6 protein-coding genes are annotated in these 14,566 nt (G+C 62.2%); all 6 read left to right on the forward strand.

Annotation, left to right across the window (positions count from 1 at the left end; translation table 11 throughout):
* Positions 1 to 4: 4 nt before the first annotated feature.
* The 6 genes from flgK (at position 5) to HU736_RS00415 (ending at position 14,534) form a co-directional block, all read left to right on the forward strand.
* Positions 5 to 2,044 (forward strand): flagellar hook-associated protein FlgK, encoded by a 2,040-nt coding sequence (gene flgK / locus HU736_RS00390; RefSeq protein WP_186698607.1) that lies wholly within the window; start codon positions 5 to 7, stop codon positions 2,042 to 2,044.
* Positions 2,045 to 2,057: 13 nt separating this feature from the next.
* The gene (locus HU736_RS00395; protein ID WP_186698609.1) at positions 2,058 to 3,656 is read left to right on the forward strand and encodes a flagellar hook-associated protein 3; all 1,599 of its coding nucleotides are present in this window, start codon (positions 2,058 to 2,060) and stop codon (positions 3,654 to 3,656) included.
* 120 nt (positions 3,657 to 3,776) lie between these two features.
* A complete protein-coding gene (locus HU736_RS00400) occupies positions 3,777 to 7,358 on the forward strand; it encodes a glycosyltransferase (protein WP_186698611.1) in 3,582 nt (1,193 codons plus the stop codon).
* Positions 7,359 to 7,411: 53 nt separating this feature from the next.
* Positions 7,412 to 10,165, forward strand: coding sequence for a glycosyltransferase (locus HU736_RS00405; RefSeq protein WP_186698613.1), 2,754 nt, complete (start codon positions 7,412 to 7,414; stop codon positions 10,163 to 10,165).
* Positions 10,166 to 10,279: 114 nt separating this feature from the next.
* Positions 10,280 to 10,981: a WbqC family protein gene (locus HU736_RS00410; RefSeq protein ID WP_186698615.1), complete on the forward strand. Its 702-nt coding sequence runs from the start codon at positions 10,280 to 10,282 to the stop codon at positions 10,979 to 10,981.
* A 19-nt stretch (positions 10,982 to 11,000) separates the two neighbouring features.
* Positions 11,001 to 14,534 carry a glycosyltransferase gene (locus HU736_RS00415; RefSeq protein ID WP_186698616.1) on the forward strand — a complete coding sequence of 1,178 codons (3,534 nt, stop codon included), beginning with the start codon at positions 11,001 to 11,003 and terminating at the stop codon, positions 14,532 to 14,534.
* The last annotated feature ends 32 nt before the right edge of the window (positions 14,535 to 14,566 follow it).

The raw sequence follows: 14,566 nt of genomic DNA on the forward strand, positions 1-14,566 counted from the left end.
AACCATGGCGAGTTTGCTCAATATTGGCATGTCAGGGCTTGGAGCCGCACAGTCAGGGTTGTACACCCTGGGTAACAACATCGCCAATGCCGATGTCGAGAGCTATTCGCGCCAGCAGAACGTGCAGAAGACCAAGGGCGGCCAGCAAACTGGTCAGGTCTTCATCGGTACCGGCACCACTCTGGCCGATGTGCGACGGGTGTACAACGCGTTCCTCGAAAACCAGTTGCGCACCACCACTTCACTGTCCAGCGATGCCAACACCTACCTCAGCCAGATCACCCCACTGGACAACGCCCTGTCCAGCGCCGATACCGGTATCACCGCCGCGCTGCAGAGTTTTTTCAGCGCGATGCAGGATGCCTCGGCCAAACCGACCGAAGATGCCTCGCGCCAGTTGCTGCTGACCAGCGCGCAGACCTTGGCCAAGCGCTTCAACACGCTGTCGGCCCAGCTTAATCAGCAGAACAGCAATACCAACAGCAATATGGCTTCGCTGGCGACCCAGGTGAACAACCTGACCAAGACCATTGCTGATCTGAATACGCAGATCTCCAAGGTCGGCGTGGTCACTGGCCAGCCCAACGATCTGCTTGATCAGCGTGACGGCGCGGTTCGCCAGCTGACGTCGCTGATCGGTGCCGATGTGGTCGAGCAGAAAAACGGCAACTACGACATCTATCTGAAGAACGGCCAGGCGCTGGTATTGGGCAATACCACCCAGACCCTTGGCGTCGAGCCGAGCGCGACCGACCCGACCCGCATGAGCCTGATCCTCAATCGCGGCTCGACCAAGATGGACATCACCAACAGCACCAGCGGTGGTGAACTTGGCGGCCTGATCCGCTACCGCAAGGAAACCCTCGACCCGGCGCTCAACGAGCTCGGTCGCGTGGCACTGGTGGTGGCTGATGCAATCAACAGCCAATTGGCCCAAGGTATCGACAAAGAGGGCAACTTCGGTGCCAGCCTGTTCGGCGACATCAACAGCGCCAAGGCCATCAGCGAGCGCAGCATAGCCAAGCAGGGCAATGCCGGCACCGGCAATATCAACGTGACCATTGCCGACAGCGGCAAGCTTGGCACCAGCGACTATCAGGTTACCTTCAACAACCCGGCGAACCTGAAAGAGTACACCGTGCGCAAGTTGCCGGAAGGCACCGACATGGGCACGCATAACCTCGACGACGACCCGGCGCCGGTGTTCGATGGCTTCAGCCTGTCGGGCAATGGCGGCACCTATGCTGCCGGTGACAGCTTCAAGATCACTCCTACGCGCAATGCTGCGGCCACCATCGAGTCGGTGCTGACCGACCCCAAGCGCCTGGCCATGGCCTCGCCGCTGACCGCTACCAGCGGTTCGGGCAACAAGGGCACTGGCGTGATCACCCAGCCAACCCTTACCACCAAGTTGGACATCTACGACGCAACCGAGCTGAACAAGCTGCAGACCGGCCTCAAGTATTCCACCCCGGTCAAACTGGTGTTCGGCGACGATGGCGCCTCGCCGCAGAGCTACACCCTGTACAACGCTAAGGGTGACTCGATCGGCACCGGCACGATCATCCCCGGCCAGGACAACAAGCTGCAGTTGTCGGTCCCGCTGACCGATGCCAATGGCAACGCCTTGGGCGGCAACTTCACCTTCGAGATGAACGTCAACGGCGCGCCGAAGACCAGCGACAGCTTCAGTGTGGCGCTGACCGGTTCAGGCTCGGCGGATAACCGCAATGCCCAATCGGTTATCGACCTGCAAACCAGGTCCACCGTGGACGTAGGGGCCAATGGCAAGGGCATCAGCATCAGCGACGCCTATGCCAAGCTGGTCTCCAACGTAGGCGGCAAGGCCGGCCAGGCGAAGATGGACAGCGACGCCACCGGTGCGTTGCAGAACTCTGCGCTGGACAGCCGCAATTCCTTGTCGGGGGTCTCGGTCGATGAAGAAACCGGCAACCTGATCAAGTTCCAGCAGTACTACACCGCGTCGTCGCAGATCATCAAGGCGGCCCAGGAAACCTTCGCCACCTTGATCAACAGCCTTTAAGGAGCCGTAGACCGTGCGCATTTCCACTTCGCAGTTCTACAACACCACCAGCGCCAACTATCAGCGCAACCTTGCCAACACGGTGAAGAGCCAGCAGGAAGCCAGCGACAACCTGCGCATCCGTACCGCGGCCGACGATCCGGTAGGCGCCGCGCGTCTCCTGCAGCTTGAGCAGCAACAGAACATGCTCAAGCAGTACAGCGGCAACATCACCAACGTGCGTAACGCGCTCGGCACCAGCGAGAGCACGTTGAATGCCATTGGCAATATTCTGCAGCGGGTCAACGAACTGGCCATCAGCTCGGGCAACGCCGGTTTTACCGACTCCGATCGCAAGGCCAACGCTGATGAACTCGGCTCGCTGGAAGAGCAACTGTTCTCGCTCATGAACAGCAAGGACGAGAACGGCAAGTACCTGTTCTCCGGCTCCAAAGGCGATACCCAGCCTTATGTGAAGAACGCTGACGGCACCTACAGCTACAAAGGTGACCAGACCAGCCTGCAGCTGCAGGTGGGTGACATGCTTAGCCTGGCCGCCAACGAGACCGGTTACGATGCCTTCGAGCAGGCGCTCAATACCAGCCGCACCGAAGCCAAGTTGACCTCGCCTGCCGCGGCAGACTCGCGCATCAACATGTCCAATGGTCAGGTCGCGGGCAGCTCGGTATTCAACGACCGCTTCCGCAGCGGCGAGCCGTACACCATCGAGTTCACCAGCAGCACTCAGTTCAAGATCACGGCCGCCAATGGCGATGACGTGACCAACGAAGCGTCCCAGGGCGGTAAGTTCGACCCCAAGGGCACCAATACCTCGATCAACTTCCGCGGTGTTGACCTGCGCCTTGATATCAGCTTCAAGCCTGGTGACGAAGCCGACTATGATGCCGCGCTGCAAGGCCACTCGTTTACTCTCGGCGCCAAGCCAGACAGCATCAGCGGCACCCGTAGTGCCGGCAATGGCCCGTCCGGCAGCCAGGTCACCGGCGCAAGCATCAGCGATGAAGCCCTGTACAAGGCGGCATTCCCCGCTGGCGGCGCAATCCTCAAGATTTCTGAAACCGACCCGACCCAGTTCGACCTTTACGCCGCGCCGTTGAGCGCTGACAGTCGCCCGGTCAGCAGCGGTACATTGAGCGGCACCGGCACCGCCGCTGACCCGTATACCGCTACTGCGGCCGGGGTGACGTTCACGCTGTCGACCGCCCCGGATGCAGGCGATTCGTTCTCGGTCAAGGCTGATACTCACCAGACCCAGAATGTGCTCGACACCCTCGCCCAGTTGCGCACGGCACTGCGCACGCCGATCGATTCGGACCCGGTCGCCAAGCAGAACTTCAAGGCTTCGCTGGATGCAGCCATCGGCAACATTGGCAGCGCGATCAACCAGGTCAGCTCGTCTGTCAGTGCGATCGGCGGCCGTGGCCAGGCACTGGATGTGCAGGCAGAAACCAACGAAGCGCTGAGCACCGAGAACAGCAAGACCCAGACCTCGATTCGCGAAAGCGATCCGGCCGAAGTGATGCTGCGTCTGCAGCGCCAGACCAACATGCTGCAGGCGTCGCTGCAGGCCTTTGCCAAGGTCGCCGGGTTGTCGCTGGTCAACTACATCTGATTGTTCCAGGCCGGCATCGCCATCCATGCAGGGTCCCGTGAGGGCCCTGCAGCGTGCCACACACTGGATTCGCCATGCTGGCTGTCACAGTGAACCGTAAACCTTGTCAAGGTCGTCATCGTGAGTGATCAGCCCGTCGTCAGCATTGCCATCCCCGCCTTCAATGCTGAATTCTTCCGCGCCACGCTGGCCAGTGCCATCGCCCAGGATTACCCCAATCTTGAGATCGTCGTTTGCGACGACAGTGGCGATCAGCAGATCGAGACCATCTGCGCCGAGCTTGGCAAAGACAGCGCGGTGCCGCTGCGTTACCTGCGCAACCCGGTGCGACTGGGCTTTGCCCGCAATCTGCAGGCGTGTCTGGCACAGGCTTCGGGTGAGCTGATCAAGTTTCTTTGCGATGACGACATGCTGCTCGACAGCTGCATCAGTCGCCAGGCCAAGGTTCTGCAGGAGTTGGCGCAGGTCAGTATGGTCATCTGCCAGCGCCTGGTGTGCTCGGCTGATGACATCCTGCTGCCTTCACGCTCGCTCAACAGCGTCATTGCCCCGCAGAGTGCCGTGCTGATCGGCACAGACCTGTTGGCGAGCATTGCCGACAATGCGCCGAACCTGTTCGGTGGGATCAGCCACGCGCTTTTCCGCCGCGCCCAGGTCGAAGAATACCTAAGCCATCTGGTGCTCGACGGCCAGGGCTTTACCGCGCGCCTTGACCTTGCCTTGTATGCATGTGTGCTGCGCCGGGGCCATCTGGCCAGCCTGGAGCAGGTGCTCAGTGTCGAGCGGGTTCACGCGGCCAGGCTCAGCCACAATGTTGGCGTTATCGAAGCGTTCAAGGTCGAAACCCAGTGGCTGCAACAGATGCTTGCTGCACGTACTGGCGACCTGCCGCCCGCCAATGGCTGGGTCCGTTACCTGCCACTGGCAGCGTTCAATGGCGAGCCGGATCAGCGCTGGGAAGAGTTTGATATCCGCCGTTTCTATTCCGGCCAAATCGCCAACTTCCAGCAGCAGGTCGGCAGTCAGGCACTGAGCTTTGCCGAGCTTTATGCGCAGTGGTTGGCCTGCCGCAACCTGTCGCCGGGGCAACTGCAACTGTTGCCCAAGCGCATCGAGCAATGGCCCAACCAGCCACGCATCGTGCCGGTCATCGTTTGCCAGCAGGGTGATGAGGCGGCATTGCAGGAAACCCTCGATAGCCTGGCTGTACAGTCTTATCCAGGCGCGCAGATTCTGGTGCAGGGCCCGGCTGAGCTGGCCGGCGTGAATGCACCTGGAGTCCGCTACCAGGTCGTCCACGGCACCGGTCTGGCCGAGCTCAATCAGTGGCTGAGCGCCGCTGAGCAACCCGCCGACTGGGTATGGCTGTTGCGCGCCGGCGACCGGGTCCATGCTCACGCATTGGTGATTCTCGCCGAGCGCATGGCCCTGCGCACCGACAGCCTGTGCCTGTATACCGATGAAGACGGCTTCGACAACCTTGAGCCGGGTCGGCCGATCTTCAAGCCGGATTTCAACCTCGATCTGATGCGTAGCCTGCCTTATGTAGGGCGGATGCTCGCGTTCAACGTAACTGCGCTGCGCGCTTTGGGCGGCTTCGATACTGAGTTTTCCGGCATGGCGGCCCATGACCTGCTCTGGCGCATGGTCGAGGCCAAGGGCCTGCACGTCGTAGAGCATGTCCCACAGGTGCTGGTGCAGTGTCAGTCTGGCTATGCCGAATGGTTGGCCGAGGCGGATGCGCAGCAGCAGGCAGCCCGCGTGGTCGAGGCTCATCTGCGTCGCCTTGGCGTCAAGGCGCAGGTGCAGGGCCAGCCGGGCAGCCTGATCTGTCGCGTCAATTACCTGCATGAATCGCCAGCGAGCGTGTCGGTGCTGATCAGCGCAGGACACGACCTGCAGGCGCTCAGGCAGTGTGTCGAATCGCTGTTTGAACACACCCGGTACGCTTACTTCGAAGTGTTGGTAGTGGCTACTGGTGACGAGCCTGCCGACGTCCGCGATTGGCTGCAGGCCATGCGTAGCGTCGGCGCGGATCAGCTGCAGGTGGTCGAGGTGCAGGCGCAGGGCAGGGCCGCAGTGCTCAATCAAGCCAGCCAGCACGCGCGAGGTGATTACCTGCTGCTGCTTGAGAGCGGTTGCGCGCTGTTTGACGGGCAGTGGCTGAGCGCGCTCATGGAGCAAGCCCAGCGCCCGGAAGTGGGTGTGGTGGGGCCGATGCTGTGCGCGGGCGATGGCAAGGTAGTGTCCGCTGGCCTGGTACTTGGCCTGGGCGGTGCTGCCGCCGGCAGCCCCTTCGCCAGCAACAACCTGAACGCAGATGGCTACCTGAACCGCCAGCGCCTGGTGCAGAGCTGGAGTGCGGTGAGCCTGGATTGTCTGTTGGTGCGGCGTGAGCTGTTTGCGCAGTTGCAGGGGCTCGATACTGCCCACCTGCAGGCATCGCAGTTCGACCTTGACCTCTGCCTGCGCGCTCGCGACGCAGGCTATCTGGTGGTTTGGACGCCTTTTTCCCGAGTGGCCAAGCTGTCGCGCGCGGCCGCATCGGCAACGCCTGATCAAGTGCAACTGGCCGACACGCAAGCCTGCTACGACCGCTGGCTGGCGTCGGTGGCGCTGGACCCAGCCTACAACCCTAACCTGAGCTTGAAGCTGGGTAATTTCAATCTTGAGCCTGGTCTGCGCACTGGCTGGGATCCGTTCATTGCCAGGGTCATGCCCTCGGTGCTGGCGCTGCCGACCAATACCACGGCCATCGGCCACTACCGGGTCATCCAGCCATTCACCGAGCTGGAGCGCGCCGGCTGGATTCAGGGGCGTATCAACTACATGACGCCGGGGTTGATAGAGCTGCAGCGAGAGCAGCCGGATGTGATGATCCTGCAGTGTCGCTACACCCCGACAAACCTGCACGAAATGGCCCGCTTCAAGCGATTTTCCAATGCCAGACGAGTTTACGAGCTGGACGACTACATCGTCGAGCCACCCAAGAAGAACGACCACGCGCGCAATCTGCCAAGCAACATCCGTGAGCTGGTAGCGCAGGGCATTGGCTTGTGCGACCGCGTGGTAGTGTCCACCGAGCCCCTGGCTGACGCCCTGTCGAGCATGCACCAGGACATCCGCGTGGTGCCGAACATGTTGTCTGCACCGATGTGGAAGGGCCTCGCCAGTCGCCGCCAGACCAGTGCTCGCCCGCGCGTCGGATGGGCCGGTGGTACCAGCCACCGCGGCGATCTGGAATTACTGCTGGACGTCATCAAAGCCTTGGTTGGCGAGGTCGACTGGGTCTTCTTTGGTATGTGCCCAGAGCCGCTACGCCCCTATGTCAAGGAGTTTCACCGCGCCGTGTCGCTGGCCGAGTACCCGCGCAAGCTGGCCAGTCTCAATCTCGATCTGGCGCTGGCGCCGCTCGAGCAGAACCTCTTCAATGACTGCAAGAGCAACCTGCGCCTGCTCGAATATGGCGCGTGCGGCTTCCCGGTAATCTGTACCGATTCGCGGGCCTATGCCGGCTATCTGCCCTGCACGCGGGTGAAAGACAACAGTACGGAACAATGGCTGGATGCGATCCGTATGCACCTCGCCGACCCGCAGGCCAGCTATCGCCAGGGTGATGCCTTGCGCGAAGCCGTGCTCCACGACTACATGCTGATGCCGCACCATTTGCAGCATTGGGCCAATGCCTGGCTGGCAGACTGAACCCTGGCGCCGGGCCTGGCCCCGCGCTGCAATGACCACTGAACAGGTGCTTTATGATCAAAACCGCAATTGGCTCGCGCAGTGATGTGACCGTTGTCCTGCTGGGACACGATCAGTCAGGCAGCCGTGCCCGCGCACTGCATTACTATGCTCAGGCTGGCGTACCTTGCATGGCCCTCGAGCCGCTTTCCGAAATGAGCGCCGCCGGGGTCTGGCTTGATCATCTGAGCATGTTGCTCAAGCAAGTGCAGACGCCTTTCGTCAGCTTGGCGCTGGACACCGATTTTGTCTTGCCCACCGCGCTTGATCAGGCAGCAGCGTGTTTGCACGCGCAGCCTCAGGCCGTGGCTGCACAAGGTTATGTGTTGGCTTACGCAGCCGCCAGCAGTGAGGTTGCATATCATAAGGTTGGTTCGGCGTTTGCGCCGCTGCAAGCGCCTGACGCTGTTGCGCGGCTGACGCAGTATGCCAAGGCCGGGCAGCAGGCCTGGCGCGCAGTGCAGCGCGTGGCGATCCTGCAAGCCGCAGTGGCAGCAGCGCCGAGCGAGTTGGATTTCGCTGGCATGCGCGTGGCGTTGTCCTTGGCGCTGCTGGCTCAGGGTGAAGTTGTCCAGCTTGAACAGACCGACGTGCTCGCCGAGTGGCAAGCCGGTGACGCGGCCTGTTCCGCCCGCGAGGAGCGCCTGACCCAGACTGTCCGCGCCCTGCGTGAATGGGACGAGGCGCGCGATGGCTTGTGTGCCGGTGATGACGGCTTCGTCCTGCTCAACCAGTTTGTTCGCAACAGTTACGACCTGATCGCGGCGCCGTTGATTTTCACTTCAAAGTGGACCAGCGTGATCGACGATCCGCAGCGCGACTTTGAGCCGCGCCAGGACGTGCAACTGCCTTACTACAATGGCGCCCTGTTTGCCCAACTGACCGAGCTTGAGTTTCTCAATCACGCCTGGCCGACTGGCCAGCAGCACCAGCAGGCCCTTGAAGGGGTATGGGTACGTCAGCGCGATCTGCTGGTGCAACACCCCAACGACACTGCCGAGAGTTTGCAGTACCGCTACTGGCAAGCCTTCGCCATGGGCATGTTCAACGCTGATGTGTGCCGTGAGCTGCTGGCGAGCCTCTCTGCCGAGGCAGATGCGCAACGCCGGCATGAGCTGGTGGACTGGCTGGCACGGCTGGAGCAAGTGCCTGCTGTGGATAATCTGCAGCAATTGCAGGTCACGCCGTCGGGGCACGTGCTTGCCGCAATTGCTGCAGCCACCCCGGACGCGAGCGCTCATAAGCGCGTGCTGGCGCACCTGCACCAGCACGCCCCTGCGCAGCTCGCTTATGTCGTGCTTGACCTGGAAAACGACGACCTTGCCTTGCAAGCGACCTTTGACAGCCTGCTGGCCAGCGGCCTGCGCAACTTCAAACTATTGGTGCTCAAAGCCGGGAAACCGCCGACCATCACCACGCCGCGCGACACTCTGCATTTCATCCAGGTCAGTGATAGCAACTGGGTCAAGCATCTCAATCAAGCTGTGGCGCAACTGCCAAGCGAATGGTTGCTGCTGCTCGAGGCTGGCGACGTATTGCTCCCGGGCGGTTTGCTCCGGCTGCAGGTTGAACTGAGCGAAGCGCCTGCCTGCCAGGCGATCGCTGCCAATGAAGTCCAGCGTGACGACGAGGGTCGGCTGCATAGTGTCACGCGGCCGGGTGCCAACCTCGACCTGCTGCGTAGCCAGCCTGGGCTGATGGCGCGGCACTGGTTGCTGCGCCGTCAGGCCTTGCTCGATCTGGGTGGCTACAGCGAAGCCCATCCCAACGCGGCTGAGCTTGACGTGTTGCTGCGCCTGGTCGAAAGCCAGGGGGTGGCCAGCCTGGCGCACATGGACGAGTTCCTTGTGATTGGGCGCCAAGCGTCGCCGGCGTCCAAGCGCGACGCAGTAGCAGTCGTCAATCGCCACCTGACGCAATTGGGCTATCGCAGCCACGTCAACGATCAGGGCGCGTCTGGGCTGGTGATTGATTTCCGTCACAGCAGCACACCGCTGGTGAGCATTCTGCTGGCGTTCGAGGGCAACCTGGCGCAACTGCAGGCGTCCCTGACCTCGGTACTGCAGCGTACCCGTTACCCGCGCTACGAAATCATCGTCGCGGGTGCCGATCAGGCATTTGCCAGCGAGGCGGCTGCACGGGCATTGGGCGGGCGTGTACGTCTGGTCAGCGCGGCGCCTGGTGCGTCGCGCAGTGATCTGCTGAACCTGGCGGCCAGCCAGGCGCGCGGCGACTACCTGCTGTTGTTGTCCACGCGCTGTCATGTTGTGACCCCGGCCTGGATTGAAGGCTTGCTCAACGAAGCCCAGCGCCCTGAGGTAGGGGTGGTCGGTGCCCGCCTGCTTGAAGCTGCTGACGGCAGCCTGGCGCATGCCGGCTACGAGCTGCTCGCCGGGCCACAGGTGTACTCGCCATGGCGGGGCCTGTCGATGCTCCAGGCAGCCAGCAACAGCTGGGCCTCATCGGTGCGCAGCTGTGCGGCGGTCTCGGCGGATTGCCTGATGGTGCGCAAGGATGTGTTCGACCAATGTGGTGGTCTGCAAGGACTGGGCGGGGCCGATATCAATCTGTGCCTGGCTGCCAAGGAAGCCGGCCTGATGGTGGTGTGGACACCACGTTCGCAGTTGCTGCTCAGCACTGCCGACAGCGTGGTTGCAGATCCTGCAGCAGCGCTGGCCGAGCGCTGGCCTGGGGCCTTCCATGGCGAGGCGCAGTTCGGCCACGCCTGCCTCCCACACTCGCAGCAAGCGTGGCTCGCGCAGCTGTAATAGCTGGCGCGGGAATTGCAAAAGCCGGGTCATGGACCCGGCTTTTTTATGCCGGTGGCAATTTATTGACAGGTCGCAGGCCTGATGTAGGCGCGCTGCGCGATGGGATCGGGGATGCACAAGAAAGTCGCTGTGCTGCAGTCGAATTACATTCCATGGAAGGGCTATTTTGACCTGATCGCCAGCGTTGATGCCTTCGTCTTTTACGACGATGTGCAGTACACCCGGCGCGACTGGCGCAACCGCAACAAGATCAAGACCGCGCAAGGCGAACACTGGTTGACGGTGCCGGTCAAGAACAAAGGCCGTTTCGAGCAGTTGATCAACGAAGTCGAAGTCAGCGATCCAGGCTGGGCCGAGCAGCATTGGAAAACCATTGCCATGAGCTACCGTCGCGCGCCGTGTTTCGCCGAGATGGAAGGCAAGGTACGGGCGATCTACGAGCAAGCGGCCGAGCTCAGCCTCCTGTCGCAGATCAACCAGCACTTGATCAGCGCTTTGTGTCCGCTGCTGGGGATATCCACGCGGTTGTACCGCTCGGAAGATCTGGGGCGAGCTGACGGCAAGAACGAGCGCCTGATCCACCTGTGCCAGGCACTCGGCGCCAGCGATTACCTGTCCGGGCCTGCGGCCAGTTGCTATCTGGACCAAGCGGCATTCGCTGCAGCAGGGCTGGGGCTGGATTACATGAACTATGACGGCTATCCGGTTTACCCGCAGTTGCATGGCGAGTTTCTGCACGGCGTAAGCGTGATCGATCTGCTGTTCAACACCGGCAGTGATGCTGCAGCGTTCCTGCAGCGCCGTCCGGCCTGAACTGATCCTGGAGTTTCTGATGTCCAATACCGCGCAACCAGGCGCTCAACCTTACGACGCAGCGCTCGCGCGACTGCGTTTGATGTATGCCAAGCCAGAGCATCCCTACTACATCATGGCGCCTGGGTATCGCGAGACATCGTCAGGCATCGTCTCGATGCACTACTTGTGTCACGTGCTCAACCTTAGTGGTCGCGAGGCGTATATCCACGCCAGCGGCGCGGTGAACCCTGAGCTGAAGACGCCAGCGCTCGATGCGGGCGTGCGTGAACGGCACCGGGCACAAGGCAAGGTGCCGATTGCGGTGTATCCAGAAGTGGTCTCGGGCAATCCGTTGCTGGCAGCCGTGGTTGCGCGGTTCATGCTTAACTTCGAGAAGTTCATCACCGGCAAGGACATGCAGGCAAGTCCCGACGACCTGATGTTCTACTACGCGGCGCGGCTTGCCGAAGCGCAGGGTTTTCCGGATGGCGACCTGCTTTGCCTGCCTACCATCGATATCGAATTGTTTGCAGGCGGTGCCCCCGCAGTGGTGCGTGAAGGCAGCTACCTGTATCACAACCGCTATCCACTCGAGCGCATCGACTACACCCAGTTGCCGGAGCAGGTTCGCCTGCTCAGTATCGCCAACCCCTTGAGCCTGTCCGAGTTGGCCGAGGTGTTGCGCAAGGCCGAGGTGCTCTACACCTACGAATGGTCGATGACCTGCGTGATCGCCGTACTCTGCGGATGCCCGGTCATCTTCATGGCGGGGGTCGGCATCGACCGTGAGTTCCTCGACAACAGCTTCTTTGGCTGCATCGGTTTTGCCATGAGTGATGAAACGGATGCGCTGCAGCGCGCCAGGGCAAGCCTTGGTGCTGCCTTGCCGCGCTACGTCGAGCGCACCGCACCGTTCTGGCAGCAGCTTGACGTGTTCATCGACAAAACCCAGCGTGCCGCGCGCCTTGAAGCTGCAGGTAATCTGCTGGGCATCCTCGACTGGATCCGCCAGCGCCGCCCTCAGCCCGCGCAACTGCAGGCCATCAAGCAGCGTCTGGAGCAACTGGGGGCGCCGCGCATTGCCGTGCTGGTGATTGACCGAGGCGATCAGGTGGCTTTGGCTGCCACCGTGGACAGTCTGGTTCACAGCCGCTATCAGCAGCTGCAGATCGTCGTTCTGGGCAGGGGCCAGCCCAAGCAGAGCAATATCGAATGGCTGGCGACGGATCCACAGCAGCCGCTGGCTGCTATCAATGCGTGGTTGAGCGGTAGCCAGAGCCCCTGGCTGATGCTGGTCGAGGCGGGCACGACATTCATCCACAGCGGCCTGCTGCTGACCGCAGTAGGCTTGGCTGAAGCCGCCAGCGACTGTCTGGCGGTATACGCAGACGAGGCGTCGCGTGGCGATGATGGCGCCGTCGAACTCTGCTTGCGCCCCGATCTCAATCTCGACCTGTTGCTGTCGCGCCCAGCAGAGCTGGCAAGGCACTGGCTATACCGGCGTGAAGCCCTACAGCAGGGATTCAGCTGCGCTGCCGGGCGTGCGTTCGAACTTGAGTTGCAGCTGCGCCTGCTCAGCGAACACGGCCTGGGCTGTGTCGCCCACGCCAGTCAAACGCTGCTCATAGCGCAGGTGCCCGGCCAGGTGCCGTGCAGCGACGAACAGGTGGTGATCGGCGCTCATTTGCAGGCGCGCGGTTATGTCGACGCGCGGGTGTTGGCGCAGTCGCACGGTGGCTATCGCATTGAATATGGACTGCAGTCTCCGGCACTGGTCAGTATCGTGATTTACCTGGAGGGGCAACTGCAGCAGTTTCAACGCTGCCTCGACAGCCTGCTGACACAGACGTCCTACAGCGATTACCAGGTGCTGTTGATCGAGCCGGGCACAGACGACCCTGCTCGCCAGGCCTGGCTCGACCAGCTCGAGCAGATAGGTGCGGGCCGTTTCGAGGTGCTGCGATTTGCCCCCGGTCAGGCGCCTGCGGCCATGTGCAACGCGGCGGCGCAGGAAGCTCGCGGCGAGTATCTGCTCTGGCTCAGTGCCTGTAGCGTCCTGCTCGAGCCAGGCTGGCTGCAGGCGCTGCTCAATCACGCGCAGCGCCCGGAAGTCGGCGCGGTGGGCAGCAAGTTGCTCAACCGCGACGGCAGCATTGCTCAGGGAGGTTTGGTACTCGGCCTGTCGGGCTCGGTCGGGCCGGCATTTGCGGGCGTATCCGCCCAGGCCCCCGGCTACATGGACCGCCTTTGCCTGGACCAGAATTACTCAGCGCTGGGCGGTGAATGCCTGATGCTACGCCGGGCGCTATTCATTGAAATGGGCGGCTTTGATGCCGCTCCTTTGCTCTCCTGCTGGACCGCAGTCGATCTGTGTCTGAAGCTGCAACGTTCCGGCTACCTGAATGTCTGGACACCGCATGCGCGGCTGCTGCTCGATGCCGAGCCAGTGCCGGCGCCCAGCGCTGATCAGGAAGATGCGCTGTATGCCCGCTGGTTGCCCGCGCTGGCACGCGATCCAGCCTATAACCGCAATCTGTCGCTAACTGCCGGAAAAAGCTTCAGCCTGGAAACCAACGCGTTGAGCTGGCGGCCGGTACAGCACATCCTGCCAACAGTGCTGGCCTGCGCGGCAGGTCCGCAGCCCCTGGGCAGGGCGCGCTTGCTGTTGCCGTTCATGGCCTTGCGCGACTGCGGCGAGCTCGATGGCGCGGTGACTGCCGGGATGCTGTCGCCGGTCGAAATCGAGCGTTTCGAACCGACCAGCGTAATTGTCCAGCGCCCCTGCGATGACGCCGGTCTGCTTGCGCTGCGGCGCCTGCGGGCGTTTTCGGCGGTTTTCAAAGTTTACGATCTGGACGGCTATCTGCCGGAGATGTCCTTGCCCGGTGGATTCTCTGCCGCCGAGCTGCAGCAGCGGCTGCAGCATGGCATCAGCCAGGCCGATCGGGTGTTGGTAAGCACTCCGGCGCTGGCGCAGCTGTTGCAGGCTGAGCATGAAGATGTGCGCCTGCTGGAAAGCGCGTTGCCGAGTAGCTGGGGGCGCCTGCAAGGCGGCCGCGGCAAGGGCAGCAAGCCGCGTGTGGGCTGGCTGGGCGACAAAGACGCGGACTTGCTTGCCGAGGTCATACCGGCGTTGGCAGGGGCGGTCGAATGGGTCGTGCTGGGCGATTGCCCAGCCGCCTTGCGTGGCTGGCTGACAGCCTGGCATCCGCAGGTCGACGACAGCCGTCTGGGCCAGGCTTTGGCAGAGCTGGATCTGGATCTGGCACTGGTGCCCATGCGTGAATCTTTTGCCAACGCCTGCTCGGGCGATCTGCGCATTCTGCAGCATGCAGCCTGTGGCCAGCCGGTGATCTGCAGCCGGGTTGCAGGGTTTGTCGGTGGCGAGGTGTTGCCGTTGACGCGCGTAAGCAATGAAGCGGCAGATTGGGTCCGGGCAATCAGACTGCACCTGGACGATCAACAGGCGTCAGCCCAGTTGGGCGCTGCCCTGCAGGCCCAGATACGTAACGACTGGCTACTCGAAGGCGACCGACTGCAAGCATGGCGGCGTGCCTGGTTGCCAGATTGAGCGGCGTCAGCCACATGACAACGATCATGGCG

Origin of the sequence: Pseudomonas shirazensis, from assembly GCF_014268785.2 — a bacterium.
Taxonomy (GTDB): domain Bacteria; phylum Pseudomonadota; class Gammaproteobacteria; order Pseudomonadales; family Pseudomonadaceae; genus Aquipseudomonas; species Aquipseudomonas shirazensis.